This is a genomic window from Comamonas testosteroni (genome assembly GCF_000761245.1).
Classification (GTDB): domain Bacteria; phylum Pseudomonadota; class Gammaproteobacteria; order Burkholderiales; family Burkholderiaceae_C; genus Comamonas; species Comamonas testosteroni_C.
In genome coordinates, this window is the sequence record NZ_AWOR01000078.1 from 378,195 (window position 1) to 398,679 (window position 20,485).

The 20,485-nt window shown below is 63.5% G+C and carries 17 protein-coding genes; 8 read left to right on the forward strand and 9 right to left on the reverse strand.

Annotated features, from left to right (window positions below; all coding sequences use genetic code 11):
• Positions 1-1,218 carry a DegT/DnrJ/EryC1/StrS family aminotransferase gene (locus tag P353_RS23730; RefSeq protein WP_034375123.1) on the forward strand — a complete coding sequence of 406 codons (1,218 nt, stop codon included), beginning with the start codon at positions 1-3 and terminating at the stop codon, positions 1,216-1,218.
• A gap of 76 nt (positions 1,219-1,294) precedes the next feature.
• Here P353_RS23730 and P353_RS23735 read toward each other — a convergent pair whose 3' ends face one another.
• The 8 genes from P353_RS23735 to P353_RS23770 form a co-directional block, all read right to left on the reverse strand.
• The gene (locus P353_RS23735) at positions 1,295-2,608 is read right to left on the reverse strand and encodes an SAM-dependent methyltransferase (RefSeq protein ID WP_034375124.1); all 1,314 of its coding nucleotides are present in this window, start codon (positions 2,606-2,608) and stop codon (positions 1,295-1,297) included.
• 47 nt (positions 2,609-2,655) lie between these two features.
• Positions 2,656-3,555, reverse strand: coding sequence for an arginase family protein (locus tag P353_RS23740; protein ID WP_080750661.1), 900 nt, complete (start codon positions 3,553-3,555; stop codon positions 2,656-2,658).
• Complete coding sequence (locus tag P353_RS23745; protein ID WP_034375126.1) at positions 3,552-4,613, reverse strand: peptidogalycan biosysnthesis protein; 1,062 nt, start codon at positions 4,611-4,613, stop codon at positions 3,552-3,554. The genes P353_RS23740 and P353_RS23745 overlap by 4 nt, the downstream gene beginning before the upstream one ends.
• A gap of 188 nt (positions 4,614-4,801) precedes the next feature.
• Positions 4,802-6,175 (reverse strand): aspartate aminotransferase family protein, encoded by a 1,374-nt coding sequence (locus P353_RS23750; RefSeq protein ID WP_034375128.1) that lies wholly within the window; start codon positions 6,173-6,175, stop codon positions 4,802-4,804.
• 262 nt (positions 6,176-6,437) lie between these two features.
• The gene (recQ, locus tag P353_RS23755; RefSeq protein WP_034375130.1) at positions 6,438-8,348 is read right to left on the reverse strand and encodes a DNA helicase RecQ; all 1,911 of its coding nucleotides are present in this window, start codon (positions 8,346-8,348) and stop codon (positions 6,438-6,440) included.
• Positions 8,349-8,485: 137 nt separating this feature from the next.
• On the reverse strand, positions 8,486-9,220 hold the full coding sequence (gene hutC, locus P353_RS23760) for a histidine utilization repressor (protein WP_034375132.1): 735 nt from the start codon (positions 9,218-9,220) through the stop codon (positions 8,486-8,488).
• A gap of 45 nt (positions 9,221-9,265) precedes the next feature.
• Positions 9,266-10,414 (reverse strand): acyl-CoA dehydrogenase family protein, encoded by a 1,149-nt coding sequence (locus P353_RS23765; protein WP_034375134.1) that lies wholly within the window; start codon positions 10,412-10,414, stop codon positions 9,266-9,268.
• A gap of 31 nt (positions 10,415-10,445) precedes the next feature.
• Positions 10,446-11,735 carry a CaiB/BaiF CoA transferase family protein gene (locus tag P353_RS23770; RefSeq protein ID WP_198529131.1) on the reverse strand — a complete coding sequence of 430 codons (1,290 nt, stop codon included), beginning with the start codon at positions 11,733-11,735 and terminating at the stop codon, positions 10,446-10,448.
• On the opposite strand from P353_RS23770, the gene P353_RS23775 reads away from it, so the two are divergent.
• The 6 genes from P353_RS23775 to hutH all read left to right on the forward strand — a co-directional run bounded on the left by P353_RS23775 (position 11,714) and on the right by hutH (position 17,942).
• Positions 11,714-12,646, forward strand: coding sequence for a LysR substrate-binding domain-containing protein (locus P353_RS23775; protein WP_080750662.1), 933 nt, complete (start codon positions 11,714-11,716; stop codon positions 12,644-12,646). The two genes, P353_RS23770 and P353_RS23775, sit on opposite strands and share 22 nt — an antisense overlap.
• Positions 12,647-12,909: 263 nt before the next feature.
• Positions 12,910-13,878, forward strand: a complete 969-nt coding sequence (locus P353_RS23780) for an ABC transporter substrate-binding protein (protein WP_034375136.1) — start codon at positions 12,910-12,912, stop codon at positions 13,876-13,878.
• A 17-nt stretch (positions 13,879-13,895) separates the two neighbouring features.
• Positions 13,896-14,759, forward strand: coding sequence for an ABC transporter permease (locus P353_RS23785; protein WP_034375138.1), 864 nt, complete (start codon positions 13,896-13,898; stop codon positions 14,757-14,759).
• On the forward strand, positions 14,759-15,538 hold the full coding sequence (locus P353_RS23790; protein WP_034375140.1) for an ABC transporter ATP-binding protein: 780 nt from the start codon (positions 14,759-14,761) through the stop codon (positions 15,536-15,538). Before P353_RS23785 ends, P353_RS23790 begins: the two co-directional genes overlap by 1 nt.
• 10 nt (positions 15,539-15,548) lie before the next feature.
• The gene (gene hutC / locus P353_RS23795) at positions 15,549-16,316 is read left to right on the forward strand and encodes a histidine utilization repressor (protein ID WP_034375142.1); all 768 of its coding nucleotides are present in this window, start codon (positions 15,549-15,551) and stop codon (positions 16,314-16,316) included.
• Positions 16,317-16,382: 66 nt separating this feature from the next.
• A complete protein-coding gene (gene hutH / locus P353_RS23800) occupies positions 16,383-17,942 on the forward strand; it encodes a histidine ammonia-lyase (protein ID WP_034375144.1) in 1,560 nt (519 codons plus the stop codon).
• A 108-nt stretch (positions 17,943-18,050) separates the two neighbouring features.
• Here hutH and hutC (P353_RS23805) read toward each other — a convergent pair whose 3' ends face one another.
• A complete protein-coding gene (gene hutC, locus P353_RS23805; protein ID WP_034375147.1) occupies positions 18,051-18,767 on the reverse strand; it encodes a histidine utilization repressor in 717 nt (238 codons plus the stop codon).
• Between the two features lie 145 nt (positions 18,768-18,912).
• On the opposite strand from hutC (P353_RS23805), the gene P353_RS23810 reads away from it, so the two are divergent.
• Positions 18,913-20,385, forward strand: coding sequence for a purine-cytosine permease family protein (locus P353_RS23810; RefSeq protein ID WP_034375149.1), 1,473 nt, complete (start codon positions 18,913-18,915; stop codon positions 20,383-20,385).
• Positions 20,386-20,485 lie beyond the last annotated feature (100 nt).

Here is a 20,485-nt window from a genome sequence, read left to right on the forward strand (position 1 = left end):
ATGCGCCAGCCCACCGTGCCGCCAACGGCCGGCCTGCCACTGAAGCTCGGCGATCTCTGGCCCTCGGGTGGCGGCAGCCTGGCTGGGCAGTTGGCAGCCTGGCTGGGCGTGGAGGCGGTGCAGCTCGAATGCTCGGGCACCTCGGCCCTGATGGTGGCATTGCGCAGCCTCAAGGCCCTCAGTCCGCAGCGCAGCGAGGTCGTTGCACCGGCCTATACCTGTCCGCTGGTGGCGCTGGCGATTGCGCAGTGCGGGCTGCAGCTGCGCCTGTGCGATCTGCGCGTCGATGCGCTGGACATGGACCCTGTCTGCCTGCAGCAGCTGTGCAGCGACCGCACGCTGGCCGTGCTGCCCACGCATCTGTGTGGGCGTGTGGCCGATGTGGACGCCGCCTTGCAATGCGCGCGTGCCGTGGGCGCCTATGTGATCGAGGATGCTGCCCAGGCCCTGGGGGCGCGCAGCGACGCAGCCTCGGTGGGCCTCAAGGGCGATATCGGCTTTTTCAGCCTGGCCGTCGGCAAGGGACTGAGCACCTTTGAAGGCGGCGTGCTGATGGCGCGCGAGCCCTCCATGCGTGCTGCGCTGCGCGCCGCCGGCGCGGCCACGCGCTTGAGCCCGTGGTGGGAGCTGCGCCGCAGCATCGAGCTGCTGGGCTACGCCATGCTCTACCGGCCCTGCGGGCTACGTATGGCCTATGGCAAGCCGCTGGAGCAATCACTGTCCCGCGGTGACTGGGTGGAGGCCGCAGGCGATGACTTCGACGATCTCATTCCCCAGCACCGTCTGGGGCGCTGGCGCCAGAGCGTGGGTGCCAAGGCATTGCGGCGGCTGGCGGCATTTCAGCAACAGACCTCCGGGCAGGCCGGCCTGCGCATCGCGCAGCTGCAGGCCAGCGGACTGGAAGTTGTGCAGGATGCCGTGCCCGGGGCGCAGGGGGTGTGGCCGGTGATCCTGTTGCGCATGCCCAGCCAGCAGGCCAGGGACGCCGTGCTGCGCGCGCACTGGGGCGGTGGCTGGGGTCTGTCCCTGCCCTTTGTCCATGTGCTGCCCGACTATGGACGCTACGACCATGTGCTGGGTGCTGCGCGGGGCGACATGGTCGGCCAGGCGCGCGACTGGGCGCAGCGCCTGCTGGCCATCAGCAACAGCCCGTGGCTGGATGAAGCACGGTTTGCCCAACTGGCGAGCCACCTCCGGTCTGCAGCTCAGCGTGCCTGATGGTTGTAGAAAAGATAGCTTCTTGCGCTTGATATAAAACGATATCAAGCCTTATTGATGCTGAAATCAATGGCAGTCAAGCGATAGATGCTTTGATATTGGTAGCGCCAGCCATGGCCGGCGCGGTCAGGCCCAGGCCCGCTTCCCGGCTTTTGAGCGCCCCTTCGCGCTGGTGCACATAGTCGCGCGTCAGCGGCACGGCGTCCTGCCTGCGCGCCAGCTGAACCTGGAAGATGGCGATGTCCTGATAGCGGAACGCGGTTTCCGACATGGACAGATAGAACTCCCACATGCGGCAAAAGCGCTCGTCATACAGGGCTGCGGCTTCGGCACGGCGCGCCATGAAACGCTCGCGCCACAGGCGCAGGGTCTGGGCATAGTGCAGGCGCAGCACCTCGATGTCGCAGATCACCAGGCCCGCGCGCTCGATGGCCGGCGTGAACTCCGACATCGACGGAATATGACCGCCGGGAAAGATGTAGCGCTCTATCCAGGGATTGTTGAAGTCGGGCACATCGCTGTTGCCGATGAAGTGCAGCAGCATCACGCCGTCCTCGCTGAGCAGCTCGTGGCATTTGCGGAAGAAGGCGTCATGGAATTGCGTGCCCACATGCTCGAACATGCCGACAGAGACGATGCGCTCGAAGGTCCCATGTGCTTCGCGATTCATGTCGCGGTAGTCCTCCAGCCGGTACTCCAGCCGCTGGCCATGGATGGACTGCGAGGCCCTGGACTGCGCGCCGGCCAGCTGCTCCGTGGACAGCGTGATGCCGGTGACATGGTCGGCGCCGGCCACCTCGGCCAGATAGCGCGAGAGACCACCCCAGCCGCAGCCGATGTCGAGCACGCGCTGGCCCGGCTCGATCAGCAGCTTGGCGGCGATATGTCGCTTCTTGGCCAGCTGTGCCGCTTCGAGGTCTTCGTTGCCCTGCTCGAAATAGGCGCAGGAGTACTGGCGCTCGCTGTCGAGAAACAGCTGATAGAGCCGGTCGTCCAGATCGTAGTGATGCGCCACGTTGGCACGTGATCTGCCGCGCAGATTGTTCTGCAGCAAGGGCCGCAGCTTCATGCGCCAGGCATCGAGCATGCGTACCGTGGCACTGACGGGCACATGCCTGGCACCGCGCAGCACCAGCTCCAGCACGTCGTAGACCGTGCCTTGCTCGACCAGGAGGCGCTGCTGCATGAACAGCTCGCCGAAGTTGAGGTCTGGGTCGCGCAGCAGCGCAAGGATGGCGCGTCTGTCGGCAAGGCGCAGGCGCGCCTGGGGCTGGCCGCCGTCGCCGAAGATCAGCGCCTTGCCTGAAGGGGTGATGACTTCGAGCCTTCCCGTTTTGACCAGAGGTGCAAATGCCTTTTGCAGCAATTTTTCGGTCAACCGGTCCAGCATGTCAGCTCCTTGAAGCGATGTGTTGAAAAGTGGTCGGTGAAATCGCTCTAACTCGTGCTGCTGAGCGCGATGCGCTGTATCAGCCGCTGGTTCAATGCATGTTGCCCGGCCTGCCAGCCGGCCAGCGTCGCGGCGTCAATCTGTGTGTCCTGGCCGTCGCCCGCGCTCATCAGTCGTTTCCACCAGGTGCCATAGTGCCACGAGGAGACGTCGCCCGTGATGTCGCTGCCCGTGATCTGTCCACGCAGCGCATCGATCAGCTGCACGGCCTGCTCTTCCAGCATCCGGCCCTGGTCCCAGTTGGTGCGCACGACTTCGGCGGCGAACACATCCTTGTCTATGCTCAGATACGTGTCCTGCGGCCAGTCACCCAGATGGCTGGACAGCGCCTGCACCAGCTCGGAGATATCGGCAAAGCTGCGAAATGCCTTGCCCGCGCCCAGGCGCCTGGCCCAGCCGGTGTCCACGCCGCAGCTCCAGTAGGTGAGCTTGCCGGCGCGCAGCGGCCGCAGATAGTTTTCCCAGGCGTGGCCCGAGCCTATGTCCTGCGAGGTAATGCCTGCCACATGGACCTGCGATACGGCCGGGTGCATGGCCACGCGCCGCACCCAGGAGCCGCAGTGAACGCCCCAGGGAAAGCGCATATTGTCCGGGTGGTTGTCCAGCACCACCACGCGCAGCGGATGCTTGGCGCTGAAGCCCTTGTCGGCAATGCAGCGCTCGATCAGCGGCCAGCTCAGATGGTGAAAGTCGCCGCTGCCCATGAGCACGGTGCCGTGCTGCGCGGGCAGTTGCTCCTGCATGGCCTGGCTGAAGCGCCTGAAGCTGCGCAGGCCGCAGCCAAAGCGCACCAGCTCCTGCCAATCTGCGAGCGGCAAGCGCTTTTCCTGGGCCAGCGGGCCAACCGATCCGTCGACATCCAACACCACAGGTGTTTGTTGCATCATGCCTTGTCACTCCACTGGCGATCGCTTTCAAACAGGCCGGAAAAGCGCCGCCCCAACGCGCGCAGCAAGGGGTTGCGGATGAAGACCAGATGCTGCGTCATGGTGAAGCTGGCACCCAGCTGGGCCTTGACCTCGGGGTCGGTCCAGCCCGCCACATAGTGGGACAGACCCCGCTCCAGTGCGTATTCGAGATTGACCATCCAGCTCACGAAATAGAGATTGGCCTCGCGCGCTGCCGGGTAGGACAGGCCTATGTATTTGTCGATCAGCCTGCCGTCATGCTCGAAGCAAAGATTCCAGCCCAGCAGCGCATCGCTTTGCCGATCCCGATACTCGAACACGATGCCGCCATTGTCCGCATCGCGCAGCAGGCCGGCCAGGAAGGCGCGCGAGAGCTTGTCGAAATGGATCTCGCTTTGCGCATACACCGCCTCGAACAAGGCGTAGTAGGCGTCGATCCGGCTCTCTTCGGCAAAGGCGGAGCCGGTCGACAGGCGGCGGATGTCCAGCCCGGCGCGGCTCTTGAGCTTGCGCCTGAGGCTGCTGCGGCGGTTCTTGGACAAGCCGGCCAGATACTCGTCCGCACTGGCAAAGCTGATGGGCACATAGGCCAGGGCCTGGCCTTCAAGGGCAATGAACCCTTGCTCCGAAAGCGCGTCAGCCAACTCCTGCGCAAAGCAGTTGTCTTCCTCGCTTAGCAAGGGCGATGCCTGGGGCAAATCCTTGACGATGGTGAGCAGGGTGCGCCCGGCCATGGCGCGCAGCTGCCGGGCCAGCGTCGCGGCATCCACGGCGCGCGGCAGCGGCGCATATTCGCTGACGGTGGTGCCGATGAAGTCCGTGGTCAGCCTGAGCTTGGAACTCAGCCAGCGGCCGCCCGGCCACGACAAAAGACGCGCCTTGAGCGCGTCATCTGCGGTGGTCAGCAAATCGAAGGGGGCAGTGAATGCTGGCGCCGGCCAGTCCTTCAGCAAGGCAAAGCCTTCTGGAGGATGGTTGGTGAACTGCTGCAGCAAGCCACGGGGTTCGAGCTGGTTGCGGAAATTTTCCGTCGCCATTTCGCCTTTTTGTAGTCGGTTTTGATGGCGCCTGAGTGTGTCTGCAGCGCAGAAAACTGGCACAACCCAAGCAAGAGACAGCGAGCAAGACCTGGGCGGCCCCCGCCGCCGCACAGTGAGGCTGTCGTCCCCCTCCCGAAGAGAGAGGGGGAAGCGGCGGGGCCGCCTAGGCGAAGCCGCTCAGGGGGTTACGCCTTTTTAGCCTTGGTCAGCAACTGATCCAGCAGCACCATGGCTTCGTCGATCTCGCTGCGCGAAATCATCAGCGAAGGCGCGAAGGTGATCACGTTCTTGTAGTAGCCGCCCACGTCCAGCACCAGGCCGCGCTTCTGGCCCTGGTATTCCAGGCCGCCTTCGAGGCCGATGTCCACCATCTTGTCCAGCAGCGCCTTGTTGGGCGTGAAGCCGTCCTCGGTGCAGATTTCGGCACGCAGCGCCAGGCCCAGACCGTCCACATCGCCGATTTCCTTGTGGCGCTTTTGCAGCTCCTTGAGGCCTTCGAGGAAGTAGGCACCCGATTCGCGCACCTGACGGCCGAAGTCCATCTCGTGGGTCATCTTCATGACTTCCAGGCCCAGGGCCGTACCCAGCGGGTTGGAGGCAAAGGTGGAGTGGGTGGAGCCGGGCGGGAACACCGTGGGGTTGATCAGCTCTTCGCGAGCCCACAGGCCGGACAGCGCATTCAGACCATTGGTCAGAGCCTTGGCAAACACCAGCACATCGGGCTGGATGCCGAAGTTTTCCACCGACCACAGCTTGCCGGTACGCCAGAAGCCCATCTGGATTTCATCGACCACCAGCAGTACGCCGTGGTCGTCCAGTACCTTCTTCAGGCCGGTAAAGAAGTTGGCAGGCGGGATCACGTAACCGCCGGTGCCCTGAATGGGCTCGATGTAGAAGGCTGCGTATTCGCACTGGTTGGTCTTGGGGTCCCAGACCGCGTGGTATTCGTTTTCGAACTTACGACGGAAGTCGGCCACGATGGATTCCGCGTACTCCTCTGCCGTCATGCCCTTGGGGCGGCGGAAGGGGTAGGGGAAGGGGATGAACTGCGCGCGGTCGCTGAAGTGGCCGAAACGGCGGCGATAGCGGTAGCTGGAGGTGATCGAGGAGGCGCCCAGCGTACGGCCGTGGTAGCCGCCTTCGAACGCGAACATCAGGCTCTTGCCGCCGCTGGCGTTGCGCACGACCTTCAGCGAGTCCTCGATGGCTTGCGCGCCGCCCACGTTGAAGTGCACGCGGCCGTCATTGCCCCATTTGCGCTTGGCATCTTCGGCAATGAACTTGGCCAGTTCGATCTTGGTGGGGTGCAGATACTGGCTGGCCACCTGGGGCAGCTCCTGCAGTTGCTCGATCATCTTGGCCTCAAGACGCTTGTTCTTGTAGCCGAAGTTGACGGCCGAATACCACATCTGCAGATCGAGGTAGGACGTGCCGGCATCGTCGTACATATAGCTGCCTTCGCAGCCCGTGAAGATCTTGGGAGGATTGACGTAGTGGACGGTGTCGCCAAACGAGCAGTATTTGGCTTCGTCAGCCAGCAATTGGGCAGTATTGATCACAGCAGAAAGCGCTCCGCAAAAATGGATTCGGTCAACGGTATGCGGCAGCAGTGTGCGTTTGCAATATTTCCGGGCTGTCGAGCATTTGTGTGGGAATTGTGGAGAGGTCCCTGTCGGCCGGTTTCCGGCGGCATCAAAGGCGTTGAAACAGGCGCAGCAGCTCCCCCGCTGCTGCTGCGGCGCGCCTGGCTGTATTCACAAGGCCCGGGTCCGGGTCGCCAGGGGCTGTCCGGGCGGCGCCGGGGCCGCTGCGGCGGGGCTATCAGCCCAGGGCCACCACGCGCAGCACCTCGACTCCATAGGCGTCGAGCTTCTTGGTGCCCATGCCGCTCACGCCCTGCAGCTCCTGCAGGCTCTGGGGATTGAGTTCGGCAATCGATGCCAGCGTGGCGTCGTGGAAGATCACATAGGCCGGCAGATTGTGAGACTTGGCCACTTCGGCGCGCCAGGCCTTGAGGTTGATGAAGCGCACCTGTGCGTCGGGGCCCAGATTGACCGCCGCCGCATTGGCAGCGGACTTCTTGCTCTGCTTCTTGCTGCGCGATGCGGCCACGGCCTCGCGCAGCTGCACCTGCACCTCGCCCTTGAGCACGGCACGCGAGCCCGCGGCCAGACACAAGGTGTCAAACACATGGCCGCTGTTCTCGCTCACCACCTTGTGCAGGCCCAGGGATCCCGTGGCCAGCAACTGGCGCATCACGGCGCGCAATTGCGGCTCCGAGTAGTCCTTGCCGATGCCGAAGGTGGACACCTTGTCATGGCCGTACTGCGTGACCTTGTCCGTCACCTTGCCGCGCAGCACGTCCATGATGTGGCCCGCACCATAGGTCAGGCCGCTGGCCTCGTGCACGCGGAAGATGGTGGACAGCAGCTTGCGTGCCGCATCCGTGCCGTCCCACAGCGCCGGGGGCTCCAGGCAGTTGTCGCAGTTGCCGCAATGGGTGCGGGCAACGGCCTGCAGTGGCTTGCCATCCAGGCTCGGCTCCTGTCCATACTGCTCGCCAAAATAGGCCAGCAGGCGCACACGGCGGCAGTCCGTGGCCTCGGCCAGACCGAGCAGGGCATCGAGCTTGCCGCGCATCACCTGCTTGAACTGCTCCTCGGCCGGGCTTTCGTCGATCATGCGGCGCTGGTTGACCACGTCGCTGAGACCGTAGGCCATCCAGGCATCGGCGGGCAGGCCGTCGCGGCCTGCACGGCCGGTTTCCTGGTAGTAGCCCTCGATGTTCTTGGGCATGTCCACATGGGCCACAAAGCGCACATCGGGCTTGTTGATGCCCATGCCAAAGGCAATCGTGGCGCACATCACCACGCCTTCTTCGCGCAGAAAACGGTCCTGATGGTTCTGGCGCATTTCCTGGGGCAGGCCTGCGTGGTAGGGCAGGGCATTGATGCCGTTTTGCACCAGGGTCTGGGCCAGCTCCTCGACACGCTTGCGCGACTGGCAATAGACCACGCCGGCTTCGCCCTCGTGCTCGCGCTCGATAAAGCGCAGCAGCTGGTTGCTGACGTCCTTTTTCTCGGCGATCTTGTAGCGGATGTTCGGGCGGTCGAAACTGCTGATGAAGTGCTGGGCCGCTTCCAGCTGCAGGCGCTCGATGATGTCGGCGCGCGTTAGCGCATCGGCCGTGGCCGTCAGCGCGATGCGCGGCACCTCGGCATAGCGCTGGTGCAGCACGCTCAGCGCGCGGTATTCGGGGCGGAAGTCGTGTCCCCATTGGCTCACGCAATGCGCTTCGTCGATGGCGAACAGCGACAGCTTGCCCTGGGCGTGCAGGTCGTCGAGCAGACCCAGGAAACGTGGCGTGTTCAGCCGCTCGGGAGCGGCGTAGAGCAGGGTGATGTCGCCGCTTTGCAGGCGCAGCTCCACCTCCTGCGTCTCGTCGTAGCTGAGGGTGGAGTTCAGATAGGCGGCGCTGATGCCGGCCTCATGCAGCGCACCGACCTGGTCGTGCATGAGCGCGATCAGCGGCGAGACCACGATCGTCACGCCATGGCCGAGCTGCTGGCGCGCAATGGCCGGAACCTGATAGCACAGCGATTTGCCGCCGCCCGTGGGCATGAGCACCAGCGCATCGCCGCCGTTGATGACATGCGAGACGATGGCCTGCTGGGGGCCACGGAATTGCTCGTAGCCAAAAACGGCTTGCAGAATGGATTGCGCGGAAGACACCGGATACTCTTGAATCGATAGCTGGTAGTGCTTGCTGGAAATGGGTTTGAGGCTGATTTGACCTCAGATGCAAGCATCAGAACTGGCCCTATTGTGCGCCGCGCCCCGGCGCGCTGCCCGGGCCGGGTTATGCGCAATCAGCCAGCCTGCCCTATGGTGGAGGGCGAAAAATGCGCATCCAGCTCGTAGAGATCGGCGGGATAGGTCAGGCGCACAAAGGTGATGGGCAGCTGCCCGGTCCAGGTTCGGCGGTCGATCACCAGGCAGGGAAAGCCGGGCTTGATCTCCAGCAGACCGGCGGTTTCCTCGCTGGCTGCCTCGGCGCGAATGCGGTGTTCGGCCGAGCTCCAGGGCACATGGTTGACCATCCAGGAGCTGGGGCTGTGTTCGGTGAACGACTCGTGCTCGGCGTCCGGCACGGATTCGAGATTGATCAGGCGGTCTTCGATGCAGAACGGCCGTGATCCCGCCATGTGCAGGCACAGCACATGGACGATGGAGGCCGGCTGCGTCATGCGCATGGCCTCCATGTCCTCGCGCGTGCTGCGCCGCTGCGTGCGACCGAGCAGCCTGCTCGAATATTCCTGCCCCATGCCCAGCACCACCTGGCGCAGATCGGGAATCTCCAGCACGGCAGAGCTGGTTTGCGGGCGCGTCACAAAGCTTCCCGCCTTGCGCTTGCGCACCAGCAGACCGGCCTCTGCCAGCTTGTTGAGCACCTTGCTCACCGTCATGCGCGAGCATTGGTAATGGACGGTCAGCTCCATCTCCGACGGGATGCGATAGCCGGGCGGCCAGCGGCCACTGAGAATGTTCTGTTCAATCTCGGTGAGAATTTTCCCGTGCAGCGACATCGAAGAGTGTTTGTCCATGCAGTGGATTACACCAGCAAATCCGCGTGGGTGCCGCTGTGGTCCCTAGGTGCTCAGTACGGCACGCGCAATGATGGTGCGCTGAATCTCGGAAGAGCCTTCGTAGATGCGCAGAATGCGGGCGTCGCGCACATAGCGCTCAAGCGGCATTTCGCGGGTATAGCCATAGCCGCCATGGATCTGCAGCGCCTCGTCGGTCACGAAGCCCACCATCTCCGAGGCGAACAGCTTGGCCATGGCCGACTGCTGGGTAAAGGGCTGGCCCTGCTGGCGCAGCGCCAGGGCCTGCATGGTCAGCGCCCAGGCGGCTTCCAGGCGCAGCTTCATGTCGGCGAGCTTGAACTGGATGCCCTGCTTGCTGGCGATGGGCTCGCCGCCCACCAGGCGCTGGTTGGCCCAGTCGGCTGCCGCCTTGAGCGCGGCCTCGGCAATGCCCAGAGAGGTCGCCGCCACGTCCAGGCGGCTGTTGTCCAGCACTTTCATGGCGGTCTTGAAGCCGGTGCCTTCGGCGCCGAGACGGTTGGCGGCCGGAACACGGACACCGTCCAGCGACACTTCAAAGGCATGACCGCCGCGGATGCCCATGAGCTTTTCGGGCGACGATATCTGAATGCCGGGCAGCTCGCGCGGCACGATGAAGGCGCTGACCCCGCGTGCTGCAGCCTCCGCATCCGTCTTGGCGAACACCACCATGAAGCGGGCCTCTGCCGCATTCGAGATGAAGTGCTTGACGCCGGTGATCAGATAGTCGTCGCCGTCGCGCACGGCCCGGGTACGCATGTCTGCAGGGTGGGAGCCGCCACGCGGCTCCGTCAGTGCGAAGGCCGCCAGCCATTCCCCGCTGGCGCAGCGCGGCAGCCATTGTTCGCGCTGCGTCTCGTCACCGCCGATGAGAACGGCATCCGTGCCCAGATAGTGAGCACCGATCATGGACGAGGTCGCGGCGCAGGCGCGTGAGATGGCGACCAGCGACATCAGCATGGCGGTGGGTGTGACGCCCGGCCCACCGAAGCGTTCCGGCAGATTCATGCCCATCACGCCCAGCGCGGACAGGCCGGGCACATGGCGCGTGGCGGAAAAGGCTTCCTCGTCCATGGCCTGGGCCACAGGTGCCAGGGCTTCTTCGGCAAAGCGTGCAACGGCATCGGCAACGGCCTGATCTTCTTCGGTCGCGCCCAGACGAATCAATGACATGGCGATCTCTCCTTGTTTCTTGCTATCAAAATCAACCCAAAGCACCTGCTTCGCGCAAGGCGGCAATGGCGTCCGTGCTGCGGCCCAGCCAGCTTTGCAGCAGCAGCTCCGTGTGCTCGCCCAGGGCCGGTGCGCGTTGTGCTCGATTGGGCAGAGCGCCATTGAAATGCACGGGCTGTGTCGGCAGCTGCAGGCCCGGAAGGCGTTCGTCCTCGACCTCGCAGAGCAGGCCACGCGAGCGGATCTGCTCGGAGTTCAGGGCCTGCTCGATATTCCAGATGGGGGCTGCGGGAACGCCTGCGCTCTCCAGCCGCGCGACCACCTGGGCCACGTCGTGCTGCGTGCTCCAGCCCTCCAGCGCGGCGCGCAAGGCGGGCTCGTTGGCCGAGCGGGCTTCGTCGCTGGCAAAACGCGGGTCGCTGGCCAGCTCGGGCAGCTCCATCGCGGCCGCAGTGGCGTCGAACAGCTTCTTGTTGAGCACGGCCAGGGCGTAATGGCCGTCACGTGCCCTGTAGACGCCAAAAGGCGCCGAGAGCGGATGCCGGTTGCCCACGCGCCGGGCAGGCTGGCCGGTGAACAGATAGCGTGACATCGATGTCGCCAGAAAGCTCAGCGTGGTGTCGAACATGGCGACATCGACATGCTGGCCGACTCCGGTTCTCTGCGCCTGCAGCAGGGCCGCCAGTGTCGCCCAGGAGGCAAACAGGCCGGCAACCACATCGCTGACCGCTTCGCCGACCAGCGTGGGAGCGCCATGAGGATCGCCCGTGGCCTCCATCAGGCCGCTCATGGCCTGAACAATGATGTCGTAGGCCGGACGGTGTGCCAGAGGGCCGGTCTGGCCAAAGCCGGAGACGCTGACATACACCAGCCGGGGATTGAGGGCGCGCAGTGTTTCGGGGCCGATGCCCAGCCGCTCGGCCACACCCGGCCTGAAGTTCTCGACCACCACGTCGACCTGCCGGGCCAGCTCATGCACCACGGCGACCGCCTCCGCATGCTTGAGGTCCAGCACCAGGCTTTGCTTGTTGCGATTCATGACTGTGAACAAGGCGCTTTGCCCATTCTTCATGGGGCCGATGGCGCGGTAGTCATCGCCCTGGGGCGGCTCCACCTTCACGACTTGCGCGCCCAGATCGGCCAGCAAGGCCGTGGACATGGGGCCCGCCAGAACCCGGGTGAAGTCCAGGATGCGGATGCCGTCCAGCGGACGGGAGGCAGATTTTTCGGTTGATGCAAGCATGGGAGCTCCGCTGTTGATCTGAAGCGATGTCTGCATGCTGCCCAAAACATGAATCAATGGAAAATATTCATTTCCCATTCACTGGATTCAAAAAATTGATTCAGATAAATCTGCGCCAGCTCGAATATTTTGTCGCCGCCGCACGCCACGGCAGCACGGCCAGGGCGGCGTTGGCCATCAATGTTTCGCAGCCCTCCATCTCCAAGGCGATTGCCGACCTCGAAGCCCAATGGGGCGAGAAGCTGTTTGTGCGCAAACATGCCGTCGGGCTGGACCTGACCGCGGCAGGGCTGGCCAGAAGCCGGGAGGCCCTGAGCTTGCTGGAGGCGGCGCAACTGCTTCAGGAGCCACGCAAGCAGGCGGTTTCCGGCACGCTGAGGCTGGGCTTTCTGAGCACGCTGGGCGCGCTGTGGATTCCGCAGTTGCTCACCCAGATGCACAAGCGCCACCCGTCCATCGACATCGAGCTGGTCGAGGGTGACATCGCCTCGCTGACGCGGCAAGTGGAGCGCGGGGAAATCCATGCCGCGCTGCAATATGACCTGGGCCTGGCCCGCCCTTTGCTGACCATGCACCCGGTTGCCGCGCTGCCGCCCTATGCCTTGTTGCCCGCCAGGCATGCCCTGTCTGCGGCGCCCAGCGTGAGCCTGGCGGAGCTGGCCCAGTCGCCGTTGCTGCTGATCAACCTGCCGCAGAGCCGAGAGTACTTCCTCTCGCTGTTTCGCGAGGCAGGGGTGGTTCCCATGGTGAACTATGAACTGGCGTCAATAGAGCTTGTCCGCTCCATGGTCGCCAACGGGCATGGCGTCAGTGTTCTGACCACGCGGCCGGTGGTCGACAGAACCCACGACGGCAAGCGACTGGTCTGCAAAAGAATCAAGGGCCGCGTCGCCAAGCAGGCCGTGGTGCTGTCGGTGCCCAGGAGCAATGCCTCGGCGCTGATTGCACCATTTCTGACCGTGGCGAAAAGCGTGATTGCACCCGACTAGCGCAACCCGGATGCCGTTTTGGTGCGCGTCCCCAGGAGCCGGCGGAGGCGGCCCCCTGGGCGAGCGAGTTGGCACATAGCTTGCTCTTGTGGATTGTTGATGCATGTCTATACAGCTGAGAAATCCGGCAGCTATGGCGCTCGGGTAAGCCTGTATATACATGTTCAATCAGCAACCGCAAACTTCGCTGCCTGCACTGTCGTGCAAGGCTTGAAGTCCGCATCAACAACCGAACTGCTCTGGCATCGACCGAGGAAAGTCCCATGAAATCGACACGTCGCGTTCCAATCTGGCAATTGGCATTAGCCGCAACCGTTCTGGTGTCTGCTGCACAACATGCAGCGGCTCAGGAGACCAAGATCGTCCTGGGCATGTCGGGATGGACCGGCTTCGCGCCACTGACGCTCGCGGACAAGGCCGGGATCTTCAAGAAGAACGGCCTCAATGTCGAAATCAAGATGATTCCCCAGAAGGACCGGCATCTGGCGCTGGCCTCGGGTGCCGTGCAATGTGCCGCCACCACCGTGGAGACGCATGTGGCCTGGAACACCAATGGTGTGCCGATCGTACAGATCTTCCAGATGGACAAGTCCTATGGCGCCGACGGCATTGCCGTGCGCAACGACGTCAAGAACTTTGCTGACCTGAAAGGCAAGACCGTCGCCGTCAGCGCACCGGGTACGGCTCCCTACTTTGGTCTGGCCTGGATGCTGAACAAGAACGGCATGACGATGAAGGACATCAAGACCGTGTCGCTGGAGCCCCAGCCTGCGGCCCAGGCCTTTGTCTCCGGGCAGAACGATGCGGCCATGACCTATGAGCCCTACCTGTCCACGGTGCGCGCCAACCCCAGCGCCGGCAAGATTCTGGCCACCACCATCGACTACCCGATGGTGATGGACACCGTGGGCTGCGATCCCAAGTGGCTCAAGGCCAACACGGCAGCCGCCAAGGCGCTGACCCAGTCCTATTTCGATGCCATCGCCATGATCAATGCCGACAAGGAAAAGAGCTACGAAATCATGGGCGCGGCCGTCAAGCAAAGCGGTGAACAGTTCGGCAAGTCGGCAGCCTTTCTGAAATGGTCGGACAAGGAGGCCAATCAGAAATTCTTTGCCAACGACCTGCTGCCTTTCATGAAGGAGTCTGCGGCCATCCTCAAGGAAGCCGGCGTGATTCGCAGCATTCCTGAGAACTACGGCGTCATGTACGACGCAAGCTTCATCAAGTAAGCGCGAAGAGGTTGCACATGGAAGCGGTATCACCTTCTATCAAGTCAGCATCGCCCGCATCGGTTCAGGTGGCATCGCCTTCCGTTCGGCCGGCTCGCCGGCGCTACATGGCCCCTCTGGAGCCTGTCAGCCCCAAGGCCAAGTGGCTGCTCGGCACGGGCTTCTTCGTGCTGTTTGTACTGGTCTGGTCCGCCGTCACCTTTGGCGGACTGGTGTCTCCGACCTTTCTCGCCAGTCCGCTGACGATGCTGCGCGAAGGCATTTTGCTGTTCACGGAGTTCGACTTTCACCATGACATCGGCATGACCGTATGGCGCGTCATGGGGGGCTTCATCCTGGCCAGCATCGTGGCCGTGCCGCTGGGCATTGCCATGGGGGCCTGGAAGCCTGTGGAGGCGTTTTTCGAGCCCTTTGTCTCGTTCTGCCGCTACCTGCCCGCCTCGGCCTTCATTCCGCTGCTGATCCTCTGGGCCGGTGTGGGCGAAGCCCAGAAGCTGCTGGTCATCTTCATCGGCTCGGTGTTCCAGATCACCCTCATGGTGGCCGTGACCGTGGGCGGTGCGCGCAAGGACCTGGTGGAGGCCGCCTACACACTGGGCGCCAGCAATACCGGCATCGTCAAGCGGGTGCTGATTCCCGGTGCCGCTCCTGGCATCGCTGAAACCCTGCGCCTGGTGCTGGGCTGGGCCTGGACCTACGTCATCGTTGCCGAGCTGATTGGCTCGTCCTCGGGCATCGGGCACATGATCACCGACAGTCAGGCGCTGCTCAATACTGGACAGATCATCTTCGGCATCATCATCATCGGGCTCATCGGTCTGGTGTCGGATTTCATCTTCAAAACCGTCAACCGTCGCATGTTCGAGTGGAGTTCCCTGTGATGAACCAGCTGTCCATTCAAGGCGTTTCGCGCACCTTCACCAGCCACAAGGGCGTCAGCACCCAGGCGCTGCTTCCGGTGGATTTCGAGGTCCGGGAGAACGATTTCGTGACCATTCTGGGGCCCTCGGGCTGCGGCAAATCGACGATGCTGCGCATTGTTGCGGGTCTGGATTTCCCGACGACGGGGCAGGTGCTGCTGGACGGGAAGCTGGTGCAGGAGCCCGGCGCCGACCGCGGCATGGTGTTTCAAAGCTACACCTTGTTCCCCTGGCTGACCGTGGCGCAGAACATCCGCTTCGGACTGCGCGAGAAAGGCGTGAGCGAAGCCGTCCAGAAAGAGCGCAGCGACTACTTCATTGCCAAGGTGGGTCTGCGCGGGTTCGAGAATCACTATCCCAAGCAGCTGTCTGGAGGCATGCAGCAACGCACGGCGATCGCGCGTGCGCTGGCCAACGATCCCAAGATCCTGCTCATGGACGAGCCCTTCGGTGCGCTGGACAACCAGACCCGGGTTCTGATGCAGGAATTGCTGCTGGGCATCTGGGAGGCCGAGCGCAAGACGGTGATGTTCGTGACCCACGATATCGATGAAGCCATCTTCATGGCCAATCGCGTGGCCGTGTTCAGCGCGCGTCCGGGCCGCATCAAGGCAGACATTCCGGTCCATCTGCCGCACCCGCGCCACTACACCGTCAAGACCTCGCCCGAGTTCATGGAGCTCAAGGCCCGGTTGACGGAAGAGATTCGCGCCGAGTCACTGGCTGCGGCTGCTCACTGAGGCCTGCATCATGAATGCCCGAGACCCTGCCCAGCGCAAGACGGCTCCTGCCGCCCTGATGCCGCTTGCGTTGTATCAGCAGGTCAAGGACCATGTGCTGCGCAAGATCGGCGATGGCTCGCTGGCGGCCGGTGCGCGCGTACCTTCAGAGCAGGAGCTGGTCAACGAGTTCGGCGTGGCGCGCATGACGGTGAACCGTGCGCTGCGCGAGCTGGCCGAGCAGGGCGTGATCGTGCGTGTGGCGGGGGTCGGCTCCTTCGTGGCCGAGGAAAAGCCGCAATCGACTCTGCTGCGCATCGCCAATATCGGTGAAGAGATCACCCAGCGCGGCCACGATCATCGCTTCGAGCTGCTCGATATGCGCCGCGAGTCCGCATCGCCCGAAGTCGCCGCTGCGCTGGATCTGGCGGTCGGCGCCTCGGTCTTTCACCTGCACGGCGTGCACTTCGAAAACGAGCTGCCGGTCCAGATCGAAGACCGCTATGTGAACCCCCGCCTGGTCCCCGACTTCATGGACCAGGACTTCTCAGCCGTACAGCCCTCGGTCTATCTGGTGCGCAATGTGCAGTACGACCAGATCGAACATGTGGTCGATGCAATCTTGCCGACTGCCGAGCAGGCCCGGCTGCTGCAGATGGCCCTCGACCAGCCTTGCCTGATGCTCACGCGCCGCACCTGGTTGCGCGGCGTCCCGATCACCTGGGTGCATTGCGTGCATCCAGGCATGCGCTACCGACTCGGTAGCCGTTTCCGAACCGATTCAGTGCACGGCGGCTGATCCCGGCCGGCCCTTGAATCTCTCAGTACGTTTTTGTTTCTCTTGACTGTATAGACAGGTATAGCCATGAACACTACCACCACCCAAGAGCACTCGAACTCCGAACTGGAACTGCATCCCGGCGAGCTCACGCTGGCTCAGCTGCGCCGCATCCAGGACGGCGGAGTGCAGCTCAGCATGGCGCAGACCGCCTATGTCGCCATGCGCAAGGCCGAGGCGCATGTGCAGCACATCGTCGATGAAGACCAGGTGGTCTACGGCATCAACACCGGCTTCGGCAAGCTGGCTTCGACCAAGATCGCGCATGAGCGTCTGGCCGAGCTGCAGCGCAATCTGGTGCTTTCGCACAGCGTGGGCACCGGTGATCCGCTGCCGGACCATGTGGTGCGCCTGGTTCTGGCCACCAAGGCCGTGAGCCTGGCCCGCGGGCATTCGGGATCCCGCACGGCACTGGTGGACGCGCTGCTGGCTCTGGCCAATGCCGATGTCCTGCCTGTGATTCCCTCCAAGGGGTCGGTGGGGGCTTCGGGCGACCTGGCGCCGCTGTCGCACCTGGCCTGCGTGCTGATCGGCGAGGGGCAGGCCAGGGTGGGCGGCAAGCTGGTCTCTGGCCGTGAAGCCATGAAACACATCGGCCTGGAGCCCTTTGTGCTGGGCCCCAAGGAGGGGCTGGCACTGCTCAATGGAACCCAGGTCTCCACCTCGCTGGCGCTGGCCGGCCTGTTCCAGGCCGAAAGTGTGCTGGCCGCAGGTCTGGTCGCCGGCTGCCTGACGCTGGAAGCCATACAGGGCTCGATCAAGCCCTTCGATGCGCGCATCCACGAGGCCAGGGGCCAGCAGGGGCAGATTGCCGTGGCGGCCGCCGTGCGTTCCCTGCTGGACGGCAGCGCCATCGATCCTTCCCACCCCAATTGCGGGCGCGTGCAGGATCCCTACTCCATCCGCTGCGTGCCGCAGGTCATGGGTGCCTGCCTGGACAACCTCAGCCATGCTGCGCGCGTGCTGGTCATCGAAGCCAATGCAGCCTCGGACAATCCTCTGGTGTTCGACAACGGAGACGTGATTTCGGGCGGCAACTTTCACGCCGAACCCGTGGCTTTCGCAGCTGACATCATGGCGCTGGCGATCGCTGAAATCGGCGCCATCTCGGAGCGTCGCATGGCCTTGCTGCTGGACACCGGACTGTCGCGCCTGCCGGCCTTCCTGATCGAGGACAGCGGCGTCAACTCGGGCTTCATGATCGCCCAGGTCACGGCGGCCGCCCTGGCGGCCGAAAACCAGTGTCTGGCGCACCCGAGCAGCGTGACCAGCCTGCCCACCTCGGCCAACCAGGAAGACCATGTCTCCATGGCCACCTATGGTGCGCGTCGCCTGGCCGAAATGGCAAGGAACACGGCGGTGATCGTGGGCGTGGAGGCCATGGCCGCAGTCCAGGGCATGGACTTCGACCGCCGTCTCAAGAGCTCGCCGCTGATCGAGGAGCAGTACGCGCTGATCCGCAGCCAGGTGCCCTATCTGGACAAGGACCGCTACCTGGCGCCCGATATCGAAATCATGCGCCTGTGGGCGCTGGAAACTGTCTGGCCCGAGGTGCTGCAGAGCATTTTTCCGAGCAACGCGGCCTGAGCCAGCGCCATGCCGTCGCGCCGCCAGTATCGGACAAGAGCGGTCCTCGCGGTGGCGGCGCGGCGCTTCGGCAGCGCTTGCCGGGGTGCTGGCCAGGAGCGGGGTGGGTCAGAAACTACCGGCGAACTGGTAGCGGGATGCCGGGTGCCACAGAGCCGACACCGAGGCCACCTGTCCCTGGGAGCGGGTTCTGCGGCGCAGCACCAGACAGGGTTCGGCGACCTCCATGCGCAAAAGCTCCGCCACCTCGGGCGTGGGCATGCTCGCCTCGATGGAGAAGCTCACTCCCTGCAGCGGTGCCACGCGCACCAGATAGGCATTCGGCGTCTGACTCGCAAAGTCCTGGCTCAGATAGTCGGGAGCCACGGCCGGGTTCACATAACGGTCTTCGACCTGGATGGGGACATCGTTTTCGAAGTGCACGACCACGGAGTGAAACAGATGGGGGGCGGCGCTCAGCTCGAACTGGCGCAGCAGGGCGGCATCGACCTTGCTGCGCTCGAGCCGCTGCAGCTCTCCGCGATGCCGGTGGCCGCGGGCCGCGATCTCGTCGGCGATATTGCGCAGCTCCACCAGGGTGGCCTGGTATTTCTGCTGAGCCACGAAAGTGCCCGAGCCCTGGACACGCGTCAGCGTCTTTTCGTCGCTGAGCTCGCGCAGCGCGCGGTTGACGGTCATGCGCGCCACATTGAACTGCTTGACCAGGGCGGCTTCGCTGGGGATGGCCTGGCCTTCCTGCCATACGCCACTGTGGATCTGCTGCAGCACATGGTCTTTGATGCGCTGGAACGCAGGTACGGCGGCGGTGGTATCAGTTCGCGACATAGGGTTTGTTTGGATCAGAAAAGCTGTCTAGATGATTGACGTTGGTGGGAGTAAATCACAAAATTCGTCTAGACAACTTAGTGGAAATTACTGAAAGTTGTTCGGACATATAAGAGACATCCAGAGGGATTGACGGAGCAATTTCATGAGTATTGATACAGCAACGCTGGGTTCCTCTGGCGCCATCGAGACCAGAACCATCGACATGGTTCCGGAGAGCGAGCGCCACGGCACGCCCTCCAGCCAGTTCACCCTCTGGTTCGGTGCCAACATGCAGATCACGGCGGTAGTCGACGGCGCCCTGGCCGTGGTGTTCGGTGCCGAAGCCATGACCGCCATCATCGGTCTCTTGATCGGCAATATTCTCGGCGGCGTCGTCATGGCGCTGCACTCGGCCCAGGGGCCGCGCCTGGGGCTGCCCCAGATGATCTCCAGCCGCGTGCAGTTCGGCGTCAAGGGCGCAGCCCTGCCGCTGGTGCTGGTGATCCTGATGTATGTGGGCTTTGCCGCCACGGGCACCGTGCTCTCGGGCCAGGCCATCAATCTGATGTTCGGCTTTCACAGCCCTGCGATCGGCATCATCATCTTCGGCGCGCTCACGGCCCTGGTCGCCGTGGTGGGCTACCGGCTCATCCATGTGGTGGGGCGCATCTCCACCGTGGTCGGCATTCTGGGCTTTGGCTATCTGGCCTGGCAGCTGTGCCACCAGTTCGAGGTGGCCTCGGCATTCGGCCAGAAGCCTTTCACCTGGGCCAGCTTTCTGACCGCCATGGCCTTGTCGGCAGGCTGGCAGATGACGTTTGCCCCCTATGTGGCCGACTATTCGCGCTACCTGCCCACCAGGACCTCGACGGCAGCCACCTTCTGGACCACCTTCAGCGGCAGCGTCATCAGCTCGCAGCTGGCCATGACCTTCGGCGTGCTGGTAGCCGCCCTGGGTGCCAACTTCATCAAGAACCAGGTCGGCTTCATGGGCCAGCTGGCAGGCCCGCTGGCGGTGGTGATCTATCTGGTCATCGTGACCGGCAAGCTCACCGTGAACTGCCTCAACGCCTATGGCGGCTTCATGACCGTGCTGACAACGGTCAGCGCCTTCAACCGCAAAAAGCAGTTCACTGCGACATCGCGTCTGCTCTACATCCTGGGCTTTGTGCTGGTGACGGTGCTGGTGGCCCTGCTGGCCAGCTCCAACTTCCTGGCCACGTTCAAGAACTTCGTGCTGCTGCTGCTCACCGTGTTCGTTCCCTGGAGCGCCGTCAATCTGGTGGACTACTACCTGGTTTCCAAGGAAAAAGTGGACATCCCGGCGCTCTATGACAGCCAGGGCCGCTATGGCGCCTACAACTGGACGGCTCTGTCCTGCTATGTGATGGGCGTTGCGGTGCAGATTCCCTTTATCAACCAGGCCATGTATGTGGGCCCGCTGGCCAAGGCCATGAACGGGGCCGACATCTCGTGGATCGTGAGCCTGATCGTCACCTCGCTCGTCTACTACCCGCTGGCCAGGAAAAGCATGAACGTGCCCAGCCAGATGATCTACCCCAGCCAGGTTCAAGCTGCGCCCACGGACGCAGGCAAGAGCTTTGCCGCTACCACTTACGCCGTGCAAGCCGGCTGAATCCTCCCATCCATTCTTGAAGGATACGACCATGAACGCCAACGACGCCATCATCAGCGCAGCCAAGCAAGACCCCCGCTACGACGCCAGCCGAGAAATC